Annotated in this window: 18 protein-coding genes; 10 read left to right on the plus strand and 8 right to left on the minus strand. The window is 42.3% G+C overall.

Annotated features, from left to right (window positions below):
* Positions 1–289: 289 nt before the first annotated feature.
* The 7 genes from D9603_RS08020 to D9603_RS08050 all read left to right on the plus strand — a co-directional run bounded on the left by D9603_RS08020 (position 290) and on the right by D9603_RS08050 (position 9,151).
* Positions 290–1,024, plus strand: coding sequence for a hypothetical protein (locus D9603_RS08020; RefSeq protein WP_128730900.1), 735 nt, complete (start codon positions 290–292; stop codon positions 1,022–1,024).
* 186 nt (positions 1,025–1,210) lie between these two features.
* On the plus strand, positions 1,211–2,452 hold the full coding sequence (locus D9603_RS08025; RefSeq protein WP_128730901.1) for a WecB/TagA/CpsF family glycosyltransferase: 1,242 nt from the start codon (positions 1,211–1,213) through the stop codon (positions 2,450–2,452).
* Between the two features lie 2 nt (positions 2,453–2,454).
* Positions 2,455–3,141 carry a sugar transferase gene (locus D9603_RS08030; protein WP_128730902.1) on the plus strand — a complete coding sequence of 229 codons (687 nt, stop codon included), beginning with the start codon at positions 2,455–2,457 and terminating at the stop codon, positions 3,139–3,141.
* A 299-nt stretch (positions 3,142–3,440) separates the two neighbouring features.
* A complete protein-coding gene (locus D9603_RS08035) occupies positions 3,441–4,580 on the plus strand; it encodes a polysaccharide pyruvyl transferase family protein (protein ID WP_128730903.1) in 1,140 nt (379 codons plus the stop codon).
* A complete protein-coding gene (locus tag D9603_RS08040) occupies positions 4,537–5,454 on the plus strand; it encodes a glycosyltransferase family 2 protein (RefSeq protein ID WP_161972730.1) in 918 nt (305 codons plus the stop codon). Before D9603_RS08035 ends, D9603_RS08040 begins: the two co-directional genes overlap by 44 nt.
* Positions 5,455–5,821: 367 nt before the next feature.
* Positions 5,822–7,198, plus strand: a complete 1,377-nt coding sequence (locus D9603_RS08045) for a diguanylate cyclase (protein WP_241651619.1) — start codon at positions 5,822–5,824, stop codon at positions 7,196–7,198.
* 147 nt (positions 7,199–7,345) lie between these two features.
* Positions 7,346–9,151 (plus strand): HAMP domain-containing sensor histidine kinase, encoded by a 1,806-nt coding sequence (locus tag D9603_RS08050; protein WP_128730905.1) that lies wholly within the window; start codon positions 7,346–7,348, stop codon positions 9,149–9,151.
* Between the two features lie 263 nt (positions 9,152–9,414).
* Here D9603_RS08050 and D9603_RS08055 read toward each other — a convergent pair whose 3' ends face one another.
* The 7 genes from D9603_RS08055 to D9603_RS08085 all read right to left on the minus strand — a co-directional run bounded on the left by D9603_RS08055 (position 9,415) and on the right by D9603_RS08085 (position 15,568).
* Complete coding sequence (locus D9603_RS08055) at positions 9,415–11,247, minus strand: DUF885 domain-containing protein (protein ID WP_128730906.1); 1,833 nt, start codon at positions 11,245–11,247, stop codon at positions 9,415–9,417.
* A gap of 82 nt (positions 11,248–11,329) precedes the next feature.
* Positions 11,330–12,466 carry a radical SAM family heme chaperone HemW gene (hemW, locus tag D9603_RS08060; RefSeq protein WP_128730907.1) on the minus strand — a complete coding sequence of 379 codons (1,137 nt, stop codon included), beginning with the start codon at positions 12,464–12,466 and terminating at the stop codon, positions 11,330–11,332.
* Positions 12,463–13,056 (minus strand): XTP/dITP diphosphatase, encoded by a 594-nt coding sequence (locus tag D9603_RS08065; protein WP_128730908.1) that lies wholly within the window; start codon positions 13,054–13,056, stop codon positions 12,463–12,465. The genes hemW and D9603_RS08065 overlap by 4 nt, the downstream gene beginning before the upstream one ends.
* A 5-nt stretch (positions 13,057–13,061) precedes the next feature.
* Positions 13,062–13,496, minus strand: a complete 435-nt coding sequence (locus D9603_RS08070; protein ID WP_128730909.1) for a DUF4426 domain-containing protein — start codon at positions 13,494–13,496, stop codon at positions 13,062–13,064.
* 9 nt (positions 13,497–13,505) lie between these two features.
* Positions 13,506–14,039, minus strand: a complete 534-nt coding sequence (locus D9603_RS08075) for a YggT family protein (protein ID WP_125250547.1) — start codon at positions 14,037–14,039, stop codon at positions 13,506–13,508.
* Positions 14,040–14,049: 10 nt separating this feature from the next.
* Complete coding sequence (gene proC, locus D9603_RS08080) at positions 14,050–14,871, minus strand: pyrroline-5-carboxylate reductase (RefSeq protein ID WP_128730910.1); 822 nt, start codon at positions 14,869–14,871, stop codon at positions 14,050–14,052.
* 13 nt (positions 14,872–14,884) lie between these two features.
* Positions 14,885–15,568 carry a YggS family pyridoxal phosphate-dependent enzyme gene (locus D9603_RS08085; RefSeq protein WP_128730911.1) on the minus strand — a complete coding sequence of 228 codons (684 nt, stop codon included), beginning with the start codon at positions 15,566–15,568 and terminating at the stop codon, positions 14,885–14,887.
* A 30-nt stretch (positions 15,569–15,598) separates the two neighbouring features.
* Here D9603_RS08085 and D9603_RS08090 point away from each other — a divergent pair, with 30 nt between their 5' ends.
* The 3 genes from D9603_RS08090 to D9603_RS08100 are packed head-to-tail and all read left to right on the plus strand — an operon-like array spanning position 15,599 to position 18,634.
* Entirely contained in the window at positions 15,599–16,645 is a 1,047-nt protein-coding gene (locus tag D9603_RS08090) for a type IV pilus twitching motility protein PilT (protein WP_125250544.1), read from the plus strand.
* Between the two features lie 14 nt (positions 16,646–16,659).
* Positions 16,660–17,781 (plus strand): PilT/PilU family type 4a pilus ATPase, encoded by a 1,122-nt coding sequence (locus D9603_RS08095; protein ID WP_128730912.1) that lies wholly within the window; start codon positions 16,660–16,662, stop codon positions 17,779–17,781.
* Entirely contained in the window at positions 17,759–18,634 is an 876-nt protein-coding gene (locus D9603_RS08100) for a hypothetical protein (RefSeq protein WP_128730913.1), read from the plus strand. Before D9603_RS08095 ends, D9603_RS08100 begins: the two co-directional genes overlap by 23 nt.
* Positions 18,635–18,655: 21 nt before the next feature.
* Here D9603_RS08100 and D9603_RS08105 read toward each other — a convergent pair whose 3' ends face one another.
* Positions 18,656–19,693 carry an alpha/beta hydrolase gene (locus D9603_RS08105; RefSeq protein WP_128730914.1) on the minus strand — a complete coding sequence of 346 codons (1,038 nt, stop codon included), beginning with the start codon at positions 19,691–19,693 and terminating at the stop codon, positions 18,656–18,658.
* Positions 19,694–19,926: the final 233 nt, after the last annotated feature.

Genomic DNA, 19,926 nt, shown 5'->3' on the forward strand with positions numbered 1-19,926 from the left:
AAAAAGCTTATACTTATTAATGCTTTACGCCTTTTGGTGTACTTGTAATTTGAATTTTTCGCATTTTGCAGCGCAGTGTGGTTTGCACAATGGTGAAAAAGATTAGAAAGTCATGAAGAGTGTCAATTAGCTTTCTATATTGCGACTCTAGTTATTGAGTTTGTTTGAAGTCAGAAATAATAAAAGTATTTTAAATCAGTTTGTTACTGTGTTTTGTTTTGTTCGAAAGGTTTGTTATTGGCAGCTGGAGTGGTATTTGCATACCTTTATATCACCTTGGAGGTGATCTATGACAAACGACAACATACTAATATTCAGCATAGCCTTGAATGGTTATCAAATTCGATACCGCCGCCATCTTGCAAGCCAGCGGCGTTACGCTGAGCGCATGGGGTACGACTACACTGTGGTGGCAAAGCCTTGGGTGACAAATCTTGGTGCGGAGTGCTGCTGGTTAAAGCTGTATCTATTACGCTCAGCGCTGTCGGCTGGCTATGATTATGTATTGTTTGTCGATGCCGACGCTTACATTCAAGACTCTTGCCCCAACCTATCGAGTGTTATTAAGCCTGATAAGTTTTTGTTTATGGCAAATGGTTATAGCGGCAGGCTAAACTCAGGGGTGATGTTAATGAAGGCCTGCCCCGAAGCGTTGTTGTGGCTCGATAGTATTATCAACGCTATCACTGAGCCTGTTGTCGATATTGAGTCAGTAGGGTGGGGAGAAAATGGTCATGTCATTCACTTTGCGAAAAATTGTGATGGACTTGAGCTATTAAACGAAAAATGGAATAACACTAAAAGCCCACAGTGTTCAGACTATATTAGACATTATAATTACGGACCGATGAAAAATTCAGTAGTCGACCGATTATTTCACAAATTAATATTTAAGCTTTCAAAGCTATTGCTCCACTGCAATTTAAATAATAAGTCAGAAATGCCGCTTAAATTAAAAACGGTAAAAGAACGCATTCCTATATTATTCCATCGTGTCATTTCCGAGTACAAACACTTTTCCTGAGGCCCTATAGGCCTCTTTTGTTATCTGGTATTTGTTTTTTAATTTCATTTTTTAATTCGGAATTGCTTTTGCATTTTGCAACAAATTTACTCTGATATTCATCTATTTTTATTTATAAACAATGGGTTATAGGTTTGGCACGGTAATCGCAGAACTAAGACAAAGCAAACCACACTGAGGTGGATTATGAAAGTCTTAGATTTTGAAACTCAAGTCTCTAGTTCAAAAAGCACACGCATATTCGCGGTGATGATAGCTTCTTTGCTACTGGTACTCCTTATGCCTCTATATGCCGTTAATGTGGTCATAGCGGTTTTATTCTTTTGTGCACCGATAAAGAAAAGATCTTGGATGGACATAAGTGGATGTAGAGTAGAGTTGTACCAGTGGAGTAAAGGCATATTTGCTGATAGCGCTGCATTATTTAATGTCATCAAAGGAGACATTGAGTTCGTGGGAAACCCGCTGGTGAGAGACAATGTTTCTATCCCAAAAGTAGATAACTTCCGCTCGCCGTGTAGCAAATCAGGATTATTTGATTATCTACAGCTTCATAGCCTTACCGGATTAAAGGCCGAAGACCCACAGGCACTGCTTAATAAGCAGGTACAACAGAGCGTCTTGGCCGACCTTGTCATGGTGTTTAAGATTCTCATCTGCCGACTGCTTTATTCAGGCAAGACACTTGACCACACGTCGCGCCCCGTTTTTGGTCTGCCATTCAGTAATTGTCAGATGGAAGAGGCGGTTTCTTGGGTACTTGACAGCACGGCATTGCAAACTTGTCGTACCGCGTTTTTTATCAATGCGAATTCTATCAATCTTGCGGCTGAGAACTCTGCGTTACGCTCAGCGTTAAAAAGCAGCAACTGTAACTTTATCGACGGCTCGGGTATGCGGTTAGCTGTAAGAAAAGTTGGAGTACAACTAGCTGATAATTGCAATGGTACAGATATGCTCCCGCAACTTTGCGAACGTATGGAAGTGTCTGGAAAATCAGTATTTTTACTTGGTGCAAAACCCGGTGTTGCTGAAAAAGCGGCGCAGTCCCTACGTCAAACATATCCAAATTTGCGGATCGCAGGGTCACACCATGGCTATTTTGACGATGATGAAGCTGTGATTGCGCAAATCAACCAAAGTAAAGCAGATATCGTACTGGTGGCATTAGGCTCACCTCGTCAAGAGATATGGGTAGATAGCAACAAACATAAGCTTGAAGCCAGCTGTGCGCTAGCGGTTGGTGGATTATTTGACTTCTTTTCCGGTGATGTTCCAAGAGCACCACTTTGGCTGCGTGAGCTAGGACTTGAGTGGGTTTGGCGATTAATACAACAGCCTAAAGCTAAGTTTCACCGCTACGTTATTGGAAATCCGATATTTTTATTCCGTGTTTATATTCTGAATCAGGCATTGAGAGGGCTTTAATCATGACTACTATCAAAAAATTATCAACCAATATGGCATTTACTCAAACTGCAACCGCGCCCGACTCAACCTCTGTGCGCGACGGTCGTCACCACGGTATCCCTGTTATGCTACAAAGAGCAATAGCTGGACTCGGTATGCTATTTATCTCACCATTACTTATACTCGTGATGTTGCTGATTAAACTAGAAAGCCAAGGACCATGTGTGTACAAGCAAGTGAGAGTGGGCAAACTCGGTCGTCGCTTCACTATGTATAAGTTCCGTTCTATGTATATGGCAGATGACCCAAAATTCAAAGCGCCAGATCCAAGCCAAAGTAACCGTGATGGCGTATGTGCAAAATTTCATAATGATCCTAGGATCACAAGAGTAGGACGCTTTATTCGTAAGTACTCGATTGACGAGTTACCACAATTATTCAATGTTGTATGTGGTGATATGCTGCTGATCGGTCCACGACCAGCACTAGAAAATGAAGTGAGTGCCTATCAAGTTAATGAACTTGCGCGTTTAAACTGTGAACAAGGACTTACAGGTCTTTGGCAGGTAACTGGGCGCGCTGACACCACCTTCGAGCAGCAAGTGATGTTGGATACGCAGTATATAGATAATCAGAGTACGGTTCAGGATATTAAAATTATATGCAGAACAATACCATGTGTATTAGGAGCGCGGGGTGCGTACTAGCACGTCAACGTGATTGCTAGTAACGTAACATGAGGTAGTGTGTAATAACATTAGTTTTAATACCTACAATAAAGAATCTCATGTGCTTTAGCTGAGGGTACATATTGCTCGCCAAGTAGAGCTCAACACAAACAGGGTCACCAGTTATCTCGGTGACCCTGTTTTCACTTTAATAATAATGCAATGCAATCTGCGAATAACGCCAAATGAAATGCAATATAAACCTTTAAAATCAACATCTTAAATTTTGGCATGCTAACTGCAATATCAAGTTATCTTCTTGAATCGGTGGAATTAGCATGATGAAAAACTTGGACGCGTATCTAGTCGGGTACTACGGCATGAGAAACAGCGGTGACGATGCCCTCATGCAAGCAACAATGCTAGGTGCTAAGACATTTCTTGGTAGCGCTTCGATTGCGGTGAATGCCCTAATCAATAATCCCATAGTACGAGAGTCGGGATGTATAGGCCAAACTGACGTGGTATTTCGCGGTCATCAACGGCTTAAACATTATCACAGATCGCTACACTCAAAAGCGGTGATATTTGGTGGCGGGTCGGTGTTACACAGCTGTCGCGATATCGCGCAGAAGCGTCATATGATAGCACTTGCCGGCGCTAAAAATTCAATGGCGTTAGGTGTAGGGATTGAAGGTTTTAGTGATATCAATGCTGAGAGACAATGTAAGAAGTTTTTGAATGAGTGTGGACTTGTCACTGTCAGAGACAAGCAAAGCTATGAGATTGCGACTTTACTAGCGCCGCATGCCAATATTAGGCATACATTTGATCTAGCTCCGTCTTTACTACATTACTTCGCTGATAGGCTAAACCCGGTTGAGCGCCAAGGCATCGCTTTTAATTTTTGTCCAAAAGTGATCACACCATTTGGTGATGTTAATGAGCAAGCAGAAGTAAACCGTGTCAACAAAGCTGCCAAGCTGATCACGGCAACTTGGGAAGCCACACGAGAGAAAATCTATTTGATTGAGCTGAATGATCAGCCGCTGATAAGCGATAGATTAGTTCACGACAAAATTATAGCTGCGCTGCCCAGTTGGGTGGAAGTCCAGCGCATAAGTTATGTTGCCAACCCATTAGCGACACTTAAATGTATCTCCATGTTCAAAGCCCTGATAGGGATGCGCTTACATGCGCTGGTTTATGCTTACATGATGCAAACACCTTATCTTAGCCTTGAATATCACAATAAATGTGCACAGTGGTGTATGCAAACAGCAACGAGTACTGACAATCGTTTTGATGCCAATGAGTTTAGTGTTGCTGAAATACATAATCGAATTACCCACGGGTTGAGATATGGCTTCATACAGCCGAAGTTTCCTCTACATCAAGCAATTTCTTTATCAATTTCTAATTGGAGCGAGAGCCATGAGCAAAATACAATTCTCCGTCATTATTCCCCTATACAATAAAAGCGGCTGTATTGAGCGTGCGTTAACAAGTGTTATGGCGCAAAAGCATCCCGCAGCTGAAATTATCGTAGTCGATGATGGCTCAACAGATGATAGTGTAGACAAAGTACGAGCATTGAACTTGGATAACCTAAAGCTGATCCAGCAACCAAACCAAGGCGTTTCAAGTGCGAGAAACAACGGGGTAAGACAGGCATCAAGTCGTTATATTGCATTTTTGGACGCAGATGATACCTGGTCCCCCTTCTTTCTTGCGAAAATAGCTCAACTTGTCCAGCGCTTTCCTAACGCAGGGCTTTATGCTAGCCGCTACCAAAAAGTGAGAGGAGAGTGTGACTATCTTGATGCAAAAATTGCGTTAACGCACTGGAACCCTGATGGTTATCAAATGGATAACTATTTTGAAATTGCTGCCAATGGTGATTTGCCATTTACCGCTTCAAGCATTGTGTTAGATAAACAGACTTTTCTGAAAGTCGGTGGTTTTCCTGAAGGGGAGTGGATGGGAGAAGACCAAAGTTTGTATGTGCAAGTTGCATTGAATTCAACCATCGCGTACACACCTGCAATCGAGAGTTTTTATTATATAGGTATTGCTGACAGTGCCTGTGATAAAGCTCCCCCAAGCACCATTTGCCCCTTTGCTGAGCGTTTGATGACAGAGATTACACTAGGCAAAGTAGCCGATCGTACTGCCAGCATGGCGAAAAAGTATATAGGCGCACATTTGTGTGATTTGGCCAAGCGTAACATTAAACATCGCAGCTATCGAGCCGCACTTGCTCTGTTGGCTCACCCTGCGGCAAAGAGCAGGGTATTGCATTGGGGGCTTTATAGTTTGATAGCAAAACCTATGTCATTACTTAGCCGATAATTAAGAATAGTTTTGCTGCGCCAAAACAGAGTCATTGATTTGTCCCTTTTTGGCGTAAAACTCGCTATTTTCTTATCTTTGCCTATGCTTCAATAAAGCCAGTTGTTGTGATACTAAGTTTTAATTTACAGTGATTTAAGCACATACTTTTGGTAATAATATCTCAGGATACTCGGTCATATTAGTAAATTGCAGTTCAAAATGTGTCTGGCGTGATTGCAAGTGGCATCAAAAAAATACGCTTTTTACATAGCTATGATCTCGCATATGCGGTGGGCGTGTAGCATGTTAAGTGAAGAGCATAGGACAACAGTTTAGTTTTGAGCTGGCGACATTAACCTCATTAAGCGGTCATGAGTAAAGTACGGTGATAAGAATAACGATAGAAAAACCAACCATAGCGCTATTACTTTTATTTAGCTCAGTATTTTGGGGCCTTACATTTTATGCCGCAAAGCATATCGCCCACTCGATTGTCGTGCAGGAAATAAGCGAGAGAAAAGAAGTCGTGCGCTCAAATATTGCCCTAGTTCGAGCCAAAATAGAAAATGCAATCTTTATGGATACATACTTGGCTGAGAGCTTAGCTACATTTGTGACGATTGATTCGGACTTTGCTATTGAACATTGGTCTCTTGTAGCTGCAAAAGTGGTAGATGAATCGAGGTTAATTCGTCATGTCGGTCTAGCGCCAAATAACGTTATCAGTCATGTGTATCCTGCTGAGGGAAATCGCGCTGCAATTGGATTTGATTTTCGAACTCGCCCCGAGCAGTTTCGTACCGTTGAGTTAGCTCGAACTTCAAAGCGCGTATTTATTGCCGGACCGTTACAATTAGTACAAGGGGGAGAGGCGCTTATCGCTCGGTTTCCGGTCTTTTCTGATTACCCGCTAAACACAGAGTATTGGGGGGCTATCAGCGTTGTACTAGACTATCAGAAGTTACTTGATTCTAGCGGGATATTGGCACTTGATGACGCGAAAGTGGCTTTGCGTGGGCGGGATGGTCAAGGGCAAAACGGAGCTGTGTTTTTTGGAGATAGTGCGCTGTTCGGCGCACCAGACGTTACGATTCCAATCAGTTTGCCATCAGGTCAGTGGCAACTTGTTGCTGATTACCAAATTGACCCGAGCACTTATTCAAAATCTGAAAATCAAGTACGACTTTTTGTTCATGTGATAGCACTCGTACTTTTTTTATCTTTATTGATCCTTTATCGCGCTTACTATCTTGCACGTACGGCTTCGTTGCAAGACGAGCTCACAAAATTACCTAATCGCCGTCATGCTATCCGTCAACTGAGCTCATTACTTGGAAGAACTGAGCCACCATCATTTGCACTACTCAATTTGGATTTAAATGATTTTAAGCTAGTAAATGATAAATTCGGTCATGAGGTTGGTGATAAATTGTTGCTGCATGTGTCGTCGATATTGAGGAACTCAGTCAGGGTGTATGACTTTATTGCTCGGTTTGGAGGAGATGAGTTTATCATTATTGTTCACCGTGTCTCAGAAGAAGAGCAAGTAAATTCTATAGTTCAACAAATAAAGCAGCAAATCCAGCAGCATCCTTTTCAAGTCGATAGGCACTTGATAGCAATTTCAGTGAGCATCGGACATGCTTTCCCTCAAGCTGGTAATACGAGTGTTTCAGAGTTAATGGCGCGAGCCGACCATAATATGTATTACGATAAAAGTGTGTTTCGACAACAAAATCACAATGCTTTAGAAATTGATTAGCGTAGCTATTTAGACCGAATTGGTATTACTACCCATTTTTTCAACTCGGCCAATATTAATCCCTATTTGTACAAAAGTGCGATAGGGGTCATTAAAGCACGTTTGAACTGTACTAAGCTTATAGAAAACGCGGATAGGAGTTGTGTTGTGCAGCTAAAACAGTCTGTATTATTTTTTAAAGTCGCAGCGTTGGCATCGGCTCTTGTGATTATTTGCACGAGTTGGTTTTTGTATTACGAAGTGCATCTCAGTGCGCGGCTAACCACAGAGCTTGGTGATGTGCAAAAGGCGTTACAACGGGCAATGGATAATGCGGAGTTACTACATCAGCGTGGAAAGAAAGAACCAGCCTCGGCGCTACCCCAACTTAAATACAGCTACCAAGATAGTTTTAGCAACCTGCTTAATTCACTGTCACACGAGCAGCAGTTATTGCCGTTACTATTACAGCTAGATACAGTCTCTAAGTCATATTTTACCAAAAAAGAAGAATTGACCCAGCTCTACGAGCAACTTGGCTATGATGAGAACTCTGGCATTTATGGTGAATTTAGGCGTAGTGCCCACGCATTGCAGGCTAGAGTGTCTGGGCAAACGACAGCAAAATTAGAAATTGCCGTACTAGAGTTGCGGCGTCGCGAAAAAGACTTTTTGTTAAGAGCGGATCTGAGCTACTTACAAATGCACGAGCAGTTGGTTCAAGAAACACAGCATTTACTTGAGCAAAACCAATCAGATGTTGAAGTTAAAAACTTGCTACAACGCTATGTTACGGGGTTTAACCACTACGTTTCTGCATTACAGAAATTAGGACTTCACAGCGCACAAGGGGTGAGAGCTGAATTACTAACTGAAAAACAAAAGCTAAGAAGTCAGTTTGAACTGGTTGCAGTAAGAACACAAACGCTGGCACAGGAGCGAAAAGAGAATATTATCGTGTATGGTCTCACGCTCATTATATTAATGAATATTGCGGTGCTGATTCTACTCAATTACCAAAACAGTAAGGTGACGCGCCATATTTTGGCTATTAATAAAGTGCTCGTAAAAGTAGCCAAACTTGAAGATTTTAGTCTTCGGGTTGGAATAGAGGGAAACGATGAGATTGCGCAAATCGCACATCACCTAGACGATTTATTGTCGTTTATAGAAACCTTATTAGCACGCCTCAGCGCAGCGCAGCAGCGACTTATAGAAGAAGCGAAAATGGCGAGTTTAGGTAATATGGTCAGTGGTTTTGCCCATGAATTAAATACGCCGCTGGGCGTGGCCATAACCAGTCAATCACATTTAAAAGAACAAGTTGCGACGCTTAAGTCACAGCTTGAGCTTGGCAAACTGCAACGTCAGACACTGACAACCCTAATTACTGAAGCTGAAGCTGCTCTGTATCTTTTAGAAAATAACTTGCATCGTACCGCTTCGCTTGTGGATGACTTTAAGTTAGTGGCTGTGAACCGTGAATATGAGGAGCAAAGTCGCTTCAACCTGAATCACTTAGTACAAAGCGTATTTGACTGTTATCAGTCAGAGATGGAGCGAGATGATTACTCTGTCGAAATAGAAATTCCGGAAAATTTAGTCTTGAATAGCTACCCCTCTGTATTCAGTCAAGTTGTTGGATATTGCATCAATAATTGTATTAAGCATGCCAAGGTAGCCGGTCAAAAACTCAACATTGTGGTGTCAACCGTGGTGATAAACGATTATCTTCATTTTTATTTTAAAGATGATGGAGCGGGGATAGATAAAGCGCTTTTACCAGTAATTTTTGAGCCGTTTGTAACTTCTAAGCGCTTTTGTGGTGGCACGGGACTGGGCCTAAGCATTGTGTATAATTTAGTAACTCAAAAGCTCAAAGGGGAAATCAAAATGCAGAGCCCCGCACATGGTGGCGCATGCTTACACATTATTCTAAGTGGAACCGAATTTTTCTTGAATGATACCAATTAGCTTAATGCAGCTTTATATTGTGAGGTGAAATCAACCTAGCTAATGTTGAAACTGGTTGGAAAAAGGCGTTAATCATTAATTGGTTTAGATTGTTTTTTGTTCTAAATAAGAAACTTTTAATTCAGCTAGTATCAGATTTACTCCTTCAAATTGAGCAAGTATAAAGGCTAATTGATATATGTATTGATTGGCATGAAAAACAAGCACAACCAAAAAGGCCAGCTTTATCTTGCTGGCCTTGTGTTGAAGGTGGTTTGCGAGTGTTAGTCTTGTTTGCTCGCTACCCAGTCATCAACAAATGATTCAAGTACGTTAAGTGGCACTGGGCCATTTTTAAGTACAACATCGTGGAATTCTCGAATATCAAACTTGTCACCTAGTTCTTTTCTCGCCGCTTCACGAAGTTCCAAAATCTTCAACATACCAACTTTGTATGCGGTCGCTTGTGATGGCATGACAATATGACGCTCAACCATCTTCACAGCATCTGATTTCGCATTTGGTGTGTTGTTTACATAGTAATCGATGCCTTCTTGACGTGTCCATTTCATAGCATGAATACCGGTATCTACTACTAAGCGACAAGCACGCCATAATTCCATCGCTAAACGACCAAAATCAGAATATGGGTCTTCATATAATCCCATTTCTTTAGGTACAAGTTCAGAGTATAGACCCCAGCCTTCAATATATGCAGTATAGCCACCAAACTTACGGAACTTAGGCATATCTTCCAGCTCTTGCGCGATAGCTATCTGCATATGGTGACCAGGAATACCTTCGTGGTAAGCGAGGGCTTCCATTTGATAAGTTGGCATGGCCTCCATATCGTATAAGTTAGCGTAGTAGATACCTGGGCGAGAGCCGTCAGGTGCTGGTTGCTGATAGAACGCTTTACCCGCTGACTTTTCGCGGAATGCTTCTACACGCTTCACTATCATGTCAGCTTTTGGTTTCACGATAAACAGCTCATCTAAGCGTGATTTCATATTATCGATCATCGCTTTTGCTTCTGCTAAATATTGCGCTTTGCCAGCTTCTGTATTTGGAAGATAAAATTGTTTGTCGGTTTTCATGAATTCCATAAAGGCTTGTAAATCACCTTTAAAACCAACTTTATCTTTAATAGCGCGCATTTCGTCATGAATTCGAGCCACTTCCGCTAAACCGATATTATGAATTTCTTCTGCGCTTAATGCTGTTGTAGTCGTTCGCGCCAGTGCATTGTTATAAAACTTTTCACCGTCAGGGAATTTCCATGCACCATCGCGATTATCTGCTTTTTTCTCCAGTTTATGTAGATAACCGATTAGCTTGTTATAGGCAGGTTTTACTGAGCTAGTTAACGCTGCGGTGGCTTCGCTAATCAATGCTGACTTTTCTGTTTCCGTAATTTCAAGCTTAGCAATTTTACGCTTAAAATCTGCCAATAAGGTTGAATCATCACCTGAGCCAAATGGTGCGCCTTTGATGATGTTTTCACTTGATTCAATAACGTGAGGAAATACAAACTTTGGTGCAATAATACCTTTGTCTGCGCGCGCTTTTAAATCAACAATTAGCTGATCAAACACGGCTGGCACGCCGTTCAAGCGTGATATGTACGCTTTTGCATCTTTAACATCAGCGATTTGGTGCTGGTTGATCAAAAATGCTGGCACCATCGAGTGTGTACCAAACATTTGATTTACTGGGTAAGAGTGATGACGCCATTTGAAGTCTGCAATGGTATTTTCTAGGCTTTGCTTGAATAAGTCATAGCTAACTTGCGTATTTGCGTCTAACTTGCTGCGATCAATGGCTTTCAGAGCGGCTAGGTCTTGCTTTGTTAATTCGAGGTTTTCAAGCTGGCGAGCTTCACTGCTGTCATCCCACTTGTCATAGTCCTGTTTGATACCCATATAAGTTTGGTAAATTGGACTGCGCATAACGCCACGCATAAAAGATGCTTCAAAAAGCGCATTGGCTTTTTCAACTTCACTTTGCACGATTTGTTGCTCAGCGTGTTGCGCTGGCGCTTGAGAATGTGTGGTTTGTTGACAGCCAGCAAGAAGCGCGACGCTTACCGCTGCTGCTAAAATGGTTAGTTTACGCATTTTATACCCTTTTATTATATTTTGCCTAAAGGCGGTTTTCATACAGGAGCCAAGAATACTCCTGCATAATTTTGAGTTCTGATTAAACAAATAACTCTAGCAGATCGTTAAGATAGCGGTGGCCTTTATTTGTAACTAGCCATGAATCCGCTGTTTCTTCAAGAAGCCCCTTATTTACAGCAGTATTAATTTGCTGGGAAATTGCACTGAGTTGAAGACCCGTGTACTCGACAAACTGCTGCTTCGATGCTGGTGCTTTCAAGCGAAATACGTTCATAAAAAACTCAAATGGTTTGTCATCGTTTGCAACATGCCACTGCTCGTATAAATAAGGCTTGCTCAGATCCATGTAGCCACGAGGGTGCTTTACTTTTACTGTTCTGAGGATTTGCTGTTGCTCTGGTAATGTAATTTTGCCATGCGCACCACAACCGATCCCAAGATAATCGCCAAACTGCCAATAATTCAGGTTGTGTCGACATTGCATTTCAGTTTTGGCATACCCCGAAATTTCATATTGTTGATAACCGTGCTCTGCAAGCAAAGCCTGGCCGCGCTCTTGGATCTCCCACAGTGTGTCGTCTTCAGGTAAGACAGGAGGTTTAGAAGCAAATTGCGTATTTGGTTCTATTGTTAATTGGTACCAAGAAAGATGTGGAGGAGACATTGCTATGGCTTTTTTCAAGTCCTCCATTGCATCATCAACTGATTGATTGGGAAGGCCGTGCATTAAATCAAGATTAAAGCTGTTTAGGCCCGCTTGATGGGCTTCTTGTGCTGCATTGAGCGCTTCTTGTTCGCCATGAATACGACCAAGTTGAGTTAATTTATCTTGCTGTAAGCTTTGTACACCAATGGAAATACGATTAATGCCAGCAGCAACATAGTGTTTAAACTTGTCAGTTTCGACTGTACCTGGGTTGGCTTCTAGTGTTACTTCAATATCGTCTTCAAACCCAATTAGGGTTTTTATTTCACTCAGTAAATAGCGATAAGCCTCACCAGAGAGTAGGCTTGGCGTACCACCGCCAATAAAAATACTACTGAGCTTTCGACCCTGCACATAATGTAGGTCTGCTTTAATATCATGAAGTAGGTGTTGAATATATTCCGCTTCTGGAATATCTCCTTTTTTTCCATGACTGTTGAAATCACAGTATGGACATTTTTGCACGCACCAAGGTACGTGCACATAAAGACTTAATGGAGGTAGTTTCACGCGAGGCCTTGAAAGTGACTGACGAGTTGTTTAAGTGCCAGTCCTCTATGGCTAATTGCGTTTTTCTCTTCCTTAGTTAATTCAGCAGATGTGCAGTCTAAACCACCTACTTTAAAGATAGGGTCGTAACCAAATCCTTCTCTGCCTTGTTGGGTTTGAGTGATTTCACCTTCCCAGCTCGCTTGGCAGATAATAGGTGTTGGATCATTAGCATGTCGCATGTAGACCAGCACACACCAAAAGCGCGCACTGCGCTGCGTTTGCTCACCAAGCTCGGCCAGTAAATGGTCGATATTATGTTGATCACTGGCATCAATGCCTGCGAAACGCGCCGAGTAAACACCAGGAGCACCGTTGAGGGCATCTACTTCAAGTCCTGAGTCATCCGCAATTGCTGGTAAACCTGAAATTTTAGCTGCGTGACGCGCTTTGATGATGGCATTTTCTACAAAGGTAGTGCCAGTTTCTGCTACTTCAGGGACGTCAAAGTTACTTTGAGGTAACACTTCAATATTGTATTGACTTAGCATCGCGCTAAGCTCATTGACTTTACCTTGGTTACCTGTGGCAAGAACCACTTTATTTGCCATATTTTCTACTCTTCATAAAACTTTTGTGAGAACGTAAGCTTGCGTGTTTGCTTATCTTTGGTTATTTCGACATTAAAACGAAAAATATCTTCATCGTCATAGTCTAATTGAGCAAGATAATAGACCGCTTCACCTTCAACGACCTCTTTAAAATTTAACGGAACAACTTTGCCCAGTAAGTTTTTAGCACTACCCGTAACCTTTGCTTTAATTGCAGGCTTACCGGGTTTATCTGCCAAAACAGAAATATTTACAATCGCTTTGTTGCCACTTCGAGTTAAATTATATGCTTTAGCAATGTTGGGCTGCACAAATGTGGATGGAAAAGCGATGTAGTGCACTTCCCAAGGTCCTAAGTCTTTAAATTGGCCACCTTGCTGTTCACTGGCATAAACAAAAGGGGAAAGTAGTATAATAAAAGCAGCAATCAGTTTTCTCATTTCTCGCTCCTATCTTAACAAGTCCATCATCAGAATTTGTAAAAACTGCATCCCAATGATAAGCACCAAAATAGATAAGTCTAACCCACCTAAAGGTGGAATAACTTTACGGATAGGTCTTAGCATTGGCTCTGTTAATTGTTCAAATACTGCAGCGACCGGGTTGTAACCTTGCGCTACCCAGCTTAAGATTGCGCGAATTATTAGAATCCAAAAAACTAGGCTAAACGCTTCTTTTAAGACGGTAATGGCACCCCCAACCAATGCACCGAGCGCATCGAAGTAACCACCAAACAATGTCATCAGAGCCGCCATTTTGGCAAAGCCAACAATGAATGCCAGTACTAAGGAAGCGAGATCTAATCCACCAACGCCGGGGATAATTTTACGCAGTGGGTTGACTGCAAAAGAGGTTGCCTTAACCACGGCTTGGCTAAGCGGGTTATAAAAATCCGCTCTTACAAGTTGCAGCCAAAATCGTAGTAATACGACCATTAAAAACAGATCAAATACGATCCCAACTAAAAATTGCATGGCATTCATTGGTCACCTTTTAAATTTCTTGTTCCATTGCTTCAGCGCGCGCGATACAAGCATCCATCGCGTTTGCTACGGTTTTTGGTAATTGTTGCGCTTTTAAATGCTCAACAGCCGCATGTGTTGTACCACCTTTTGAAGTGACGTTAGCACGTAATTGGGCAATACTAATATCAGGCTGAGAAAGTGCCATTTCAGCAGCGCCAAGCGCGGTTTGTTGAACTAATTTTCTCGCTTCTTCACGACTAAAGCCAAGTGCAATTGCTTTTTCTTCTATGGCTTCCATAAATAAGAAAAAGTAAGCTGGCGACGATCCAGTTACGGCAATCACATCATTGATCTTTGACTCTTCATCAAGCCAAAGCGCAATGCCTGTAGATGAAAATACTTGTTCGACATAACTTTTCTCTTCATCGCTGATGTCAACGCCATACAAGCCAGATACACCTCGACCTAACAATGAAGGAGTATTTGGCATACAACGTACCATTTTTACTGGCTGTCCTAGCATCTCTCTTAAGCGCGCAACTGTGATACCTGCGGCTACAGAAATAAATAGCTTACTACTAATATCAATATCTGCATCTTGAAAGGTCTGACATAGGTCGGCCATCATTTGTGGCTTGACGGACAACACTATGACGTCAGCAGCAGCGACAGCCTCTAAGTTGTTCTGCGTTGTTCTTACCGATAATTGTGCTGCGACGTTGGCAAGTTTCTCTGCATTACGGTTGGTGGCGATAATTGACTGGGCGTCAAAGCCACTTTTGATCATGCCACCGATAATGGCATAGCTCATGTTGCCTGTTCCTATAAATGCAATTGTCTTGTTTGACATTATATTATTCACCTCACTGTCGTTTGCCAAAAATATCAGTACCAATGCGAACCATAGTGGAACCTGCTGTAATGGCAGTTTCTAAATCACCACTCATTCCCATCGATAAGGTATCTAGCTGTGGATATTGGTGCTTTAGTCTATCAAAGCAAGCGCGCATTTGCTGGAAATATTGCAATTGCTTTTGTTTATCATTGGTTTGTTCGGTAATTGTCATTAAGCCGCGCAGGTCTAATTGACGACATTGATGAATAAAAAGGGCGAGTGATTCAACGTCGTCCGGATGGCAGCCTGACTTTTTATCATCACCGCTGATGTTTACCTGCAGCAGTACGTTAAGCGGCTTGAGGTTATTTGGTCTTTGTTCATTTAAACGCCGTGCAATTTTTTCTCTATCCACGCTTTGCACCCAGTGGAAATTCTCAGCAATCAATCTCGACTTGTTTGACTGAATAGGGCCAATAAAGTGCCACTCAAGCGCTTTGTTGTCTTTAAAGTGTACGACTTTGTCAACGGCTTCTTGTACATAAGATTCTCCGAACTGAGTCTGGCCTGCGGCAATCGCCGCTTCGATGTCAGCAATTGGTTTAGTTTTAGATACTGCGAGTAACTTTACTGTTTCGCTGAATTGACAGTTTTGCTTGGCTTTTTCAATCCTGCCATAGGCGTTATCTAAGCGTTCTGCTATTGTAACCATATAGTACTTGTGCTCATTTTGGAGTTATAAATGGATATTACAGAATTATTGGCTTTTAGTGTGCAACACAAAGCATCTGACTTACACCTTTCGTCTAGTGTTTCCCCTATGATCCGCGTTGATGGGGACGTGCGTCGGGTTAATATCCCGCCGCTTGAAGCAAAAGACGTTAGCAGCCTCATCTACGATATTATGAATGATAATCAACGTCGTGACTATGAGCAAAACCTCGAAGTTGACTTCTCATTTGAAGTGCCGAATTTAGCGCGCTTTCGTGTTAACGCCTTTAATTCAAATCGTGGTCCTGCTGCGGTATTTCGTACCATTCCAAATCAGGTCTTAAGTTTAGATGAGCTGGGTGCGCCAGATATTTTCACCAAAATATCGGATACACCGCGTGGGCTAGTACTGGTGACAGGCCCTACAGGCTCGGGTAAATCCACCACCTTAGCTGCAATGGTTGATTACATCAACAACAACAAACATCATCACATTCTTACTATTGAAGATCCGATAGAGTTTGTTCATCACAATAAACAAAGCTTGATTAATCAGCGCGAAGTACATCGTGATACACATAGCTTTAATGCGGCGCTGAGAAGCGCACTGCGTGAAGACCCAGATGTTATTTTAGTTGGTGAATTGCGTGATTTAGAAACTATCCGTCTAGCTTTAACCGCAGCAGAAACCGGCCATTTAGTGTTTGGTACTTTGCACACAACCTCTGCTCCAAAGACGATTGACCGTATTGTTGACGTTTTTCCTGGAGAGGAAAAAGACATGGTGCGCTCTATGCTTTCAGAGTCGCTGCAAGCAGTTATTTCACAAACACTAGTGAAAAAAGTAGGAGGAGGGCGAATAGCTGCACATGAAATTATGCTTGGGATCCCCGCTATTCGTAACCTTATTCGAGAAGATAAAATTGCGCAAATGTATTCGGCAATTCAAACAGGGGCAATGCACGGCATGCAAACCATGGATCAATGTTTAACGAATTTGTTAAATAGAGGCTTGATCACTCAGCAAGATGCTCGTGCTAAGGCTCATGATAAAAACCAGTTTAGCGGCGGCTATTAAACAGTGGTGTGGTAATGAATATAGAACCATTTTTACAAACTATGGCAGATCAGCAAGCGTCTGATCTCTTTGTCTCAGCAGGCCTTGCTGTGAGTGCTAAGATTGATGGCGAGCTGAGGGCGCTAAGTGAAGAAAAGCTCGATGCTGAGCAATCACTAAACCTTGTTACCTCGGTAATGAGCGAGAAACAAAAGCAAGAGTTTTTCAACGCCAAAGAATGTAACTTCGCAATCGCTAATGAGATTGGTCGCTTTCGTGTTTCTGCATTTTGGCAACGAGATTGTGCGGGAATGGTGTTGAGGCGTATTGTTACTGCTATCCCTGATGTCAATGAGCTGGGCTTACCTTCGGTGTTAACTGATGTCATTATGTCAAAGCGTGGCTTGGTGCTATTTGTTGGAGGCACTGGAACCGGTAAATCTACCTCGCTGGCAGCATTGTTGGGCTATCGCAATCGTAACCAACGAGGGCATATCTTAACGATTGAAGATCCCATAGAGTTTGTGCATCAACACCAAAAAAGTATTATCACTCAGCGAGAGGTCGGAATTGACACGGATAGCTTTGAATCAGCACTAAAAAGTTCACTGCGCCAAGCTCCTGATGTCATTTTAATTGGTGAGATCCGTTCTCAAGAAACCATGGAATATGCGCTTAGCTTTGCGGAAACGGGTCATCTGTGCGTTGCGACGCTACATGCTAACAATGCTAACCAAGCGATTGATCGCATAATGCACCTAGTGCCTAAGGAAAAGCACGACAAGCTCAAATATGACTTGGCACTCAACTTGCGCGCTATTGTAGCGCAGCAGCTAGTCCCCTCGTCAAAAGGGGAAGGAAGAGAAGCTGCAATTGAGGTGTTGCTGAACTCTCCCCTTATTTCTGAGCTAATTAAAAAGGGCGATATTGGTTCTATTAAAGAAGCCATGGCAAAGTCAAAAGAAATGGGAATGCAAACCTTCGACCAAGCGCTGTTTGAACTGTACAAGCAACAGCGTATCAACTATGCAGACGCGCTGCACCATGCTGACTCACCAAATGATTTGCGTTTGATGATTAAGCTTCAAAACAACGATCAAAAAGGTGCAGGCTTCTTACAGGGAGTGACGGTTGATGGCTTGGACCCTAAAAGCTAAATACCGTAGCGCTATTTTTAGTAGCTTAATGTGCTTCACCAGCACGTTATATGCCGGTGAAGCGATTAACGTATTCATTCGTGATGATGTACTCACAGCCTACGAAGACTTTGTTGGCGATCGCGACGTTACGACAATCACTGATTTCAATGAAGGGTATTTACGCCGTGATGTGATAGATATGGTTATCGCACTTCAGGCATTAAAGATAGGTGGGTTCAATCTCCAGTTGCAATTTACTCCTGGTTTTGTGAGCTTTAGAGAATCAAACCTACTTGAGAAAGGAGAGCAGCTCCTTCATTTTGATAGTTATTGGCAAGCAGATTTAACTGCCAAAGCGCACCTGCTCTTTATCAGTGCGCCAGTTATCAAAAAAGGACAATATTATGCAGGGATCTTCCATGCGCCAAGTAACCGCGCTGTAGAGCAACTTAAAGATGCAACGGGATTGAGTAAGTTAACCGCAGTTTCCAGTCCAAAGTGGCACACTGATTGGCAAACCTTGCATTCGCTTTCACTAAAAAAGGTATTTGCTGAACCTGAATGGATCTCTCAAGCGCGTATGGTGAGCAAGGGCTGGGTTGATTTCATGTTAATGCCACTGCTGCCAAATCTGGATAATCGCTTTACGTTATCAGAGGTGGAATTAGTGGCAAACAAACACTTGATTGTATTACTAAATGATAGCCGACATTATGCGGTGTCTAGGCTTCACCCTGAAGGCGAGCGAGCATTTGCAGCGTTACAAAAAGGCCTAACGATGTTACGCCAACAAGGCCGAATTACAAAGGCATACAAGCAGGCAGGTTTTATTCCCAACCTAGATGACTACCAAGTTGTTAATCCACAATAACGGGTATGTTTAGCATTTTATTTATTGTGCGGCACCTGGATGTTGTCCTGTTAGCCAGTTCACCATCGTCTCAATGGCACCTGGAGCAAAATGCTGCTTTTCAATTGAAAATAACGCATCAAACGGAAGCTCTGGCTTGAGTAAACTGTGACTTGCATTAGGAATAGTTACTTGTACTAAGTTTGCTTTGGATGACATTGAACTTGCATAGGCAGTGGCGAATGCTAATTGACTGTGTTCAATATCGACATGGGTATCGCTATCGCCGAAAATAGCAAGCATAGGCACTGTGAGCTGACTAAATCCCTCATGGACATCGGCATCAATATTATTACGAATAAAGTTAAATCGTGCTTCATCGGCGATGGGATCAGACATAAAAGGGTGTTGGTGTAATGGCGATGAAAGGTAGTGGTCGTAGCCTGTTTTGATAAGGTGATACTCTTGTTGGCTCAATTCTTTGATCTTAGCGATGGCTTGCATATCATTAGCATCGATTTTTTCTTCTTCAAGTAAGCGTATCCACATGCTGTACTGGCTTTGTGCCAACCAGTTTGCGGCACCACCGACCAAGATCATCGAGTCAATATTCGGTTCGTCATATAAGTGAGCAAAAACCCAACTGGCTTGACTAAAACCCAATAGATGGATTGGGTTATATTCATAGCCATTACGGTTGAGGTAGCTAATTACGTCTTTTACTTCAGCTGCTCTTTGCGTCATTGATTGTGTCAGCCAGTGCCCTTGAGACTGTCCTATGCCAGGTTTATCCCACGAAAAAGCTGCGATGTTTTCGCTGAGCAATGATTGAATTATAGGTAAATAAAATCCGTTTGCGGTGCTATCCATCGCACCGTCACCATGTACGAGAATAACGATTGGATCAGAGTCTGTATGACCATCTGGTAGATAAAGTCGCCCTGTTAACTGATTGTCCTGGGAGTGAAAGACGTGTATTGAATATGGGTAAGCGCTTTTATTTGATTTGCCATTACATGCCGATAGCATGCAAAGCAGACAAAGTGTCAGCAATATTTCACACCATTTAAACTTCACCATTGCTAGTTTTTCCTTAACAAATTTAGGGAGTTAAACTATACCGATATGAGTTGTGAGAAACTGTCATTTGTCGTCAAATTGTGATGCGTTTTGGTAGACAAGCCAATAGGCGGGGTGTGAATGCTTTTTAACCGAACCTGAAAACACTTTTATGTATTTATGAGCCTGTTGTTCTGTGTCACTACTGCGTGAAATTTGTTTGCAACAGGCTAGTTATTGGCGCACAGACGCCT

The sequence above is a fragment of the Pseudoalteromonas sp. PS5 genome, assembly GCF_004103255.1.
Classification (GTDB): Bacteria; Pseudomonadota; Gammaproteobacteria; order Enterobacterales; family Alteromonadaceae; genus Pseudoalteromonas; species Pseudoalteromonas peptidolytica.

What these genes read in the sequence shown, in the direction of transcription:
- D9603_RS08020 (WP_128730900.1), top strand. Translation starts at nt 290, where the DNA reads ATGACAAACGACAACATACTAATATTCAGCATAGCCTTGAATGGTTAT.
- D9603_RS08025 (WP_128730901.1), top strand. Translation starts at nt 1,211, where the DNA reads ATGAAAGTCTTAGATTTTGAAACTCAAGTCTCTAGTTCAAAAAGCACA.
- D9603_RS08030 (WP_128730902.1), top strand. Translation starts at nt 2,455, where the DNA reads ATGACTACTATCAAAAAATTATCAACCAATATGGCATTTACTCAAACT.
- D9603_RS08035 (WP_128730903.1), top strand. Translation starts at nt 3,441, where the DNA reads ATGATGAAAAACTTGGACGCGTATCTAGTCGGGTACTACGGCATGAGA.
- D9603_RS08040 (WP_161972730.1), top strand. Translation starts at nt 4,537, where the DNA reads ATGAGCAAAATACAATTCTCCGTCATTATTCCCCTATACAATAAAAGC.
- D9603_RS08055 (WP_128730906.1), bottom strand. Translation starts at nt 11,247, where the DNA reads ATGCGTAAACTAACCATTTTAGCAGCAGCGGTAAGCGTCGCGCTTCTT.
- D9603_RS08065 (WP_128730908.1), bottom strand. Translation starts at nt 13,056, where the DNA reads ATGGCAAATAAAGTGGTTCTTGCCACAGGTAACCAAGGTAAAGTCAAT.
- D9603_RS08070 (WP_128730909.1), bottom strand. Translation starts at nt 13,496, where the DNA reads ATGAGAAAACTGATTGCTGCTTTTATTATACTACTTTCCCCTTTTGTT.
- D9603_RS08075 (WP_125250547.1), bottom strand. Translation starts at nt 14,039, where the DNA reads ATGAATGCCATGCAATTTTTAGTTGGGATCGTATTTGATCTGTTTTTA.
- proC (WP_128730910.1), bottom strand. Translation starts at nt 14,871, where the DNA reads ATGTCAAACAAGACAATTGCATTTATAGGAACAGGCAACATGAGCTAT.
- D9603_RS08085 (WP_128730911.1), bottom strand. Translation starts at nt 15,568, where the DNA reads ATGGTTACAATAGCAGAACGCTTAGATAACGCCTATGGCAGGATTGAA.
- D9603_RS08090 (WP_125250544.1), top strand. Translation starts at nt 15,599, where the DNA reads ATGGATATTACAGAATTATTGGCTTTTAGTGTGCAACACAAAGCATCT.
- D9603_RS08095 (WP_128730912.1), top strand. Translation starts at nt 16,660, where the DNA reads ATGAATATAGAACCATTTTTACAAACTATGGCAGATCAGCAAGCGTCT.
- D9603_RS08100 (WP_128730913.1), top strand. Translation starts at nt 17,759, where the DNA reads ATGGCTTGGACCCTAAAAGCTAAATACCGTAGCGCTATTTTTAGTAGC.
- D9603_RS08105 (WP_128730914.1), bottom strand. Translation starts at nt 19,693, where the DNA reads ATGGTGAAGTTTAAATGGTGTGAAATATTGCTGACACTTTGTCTGCTT.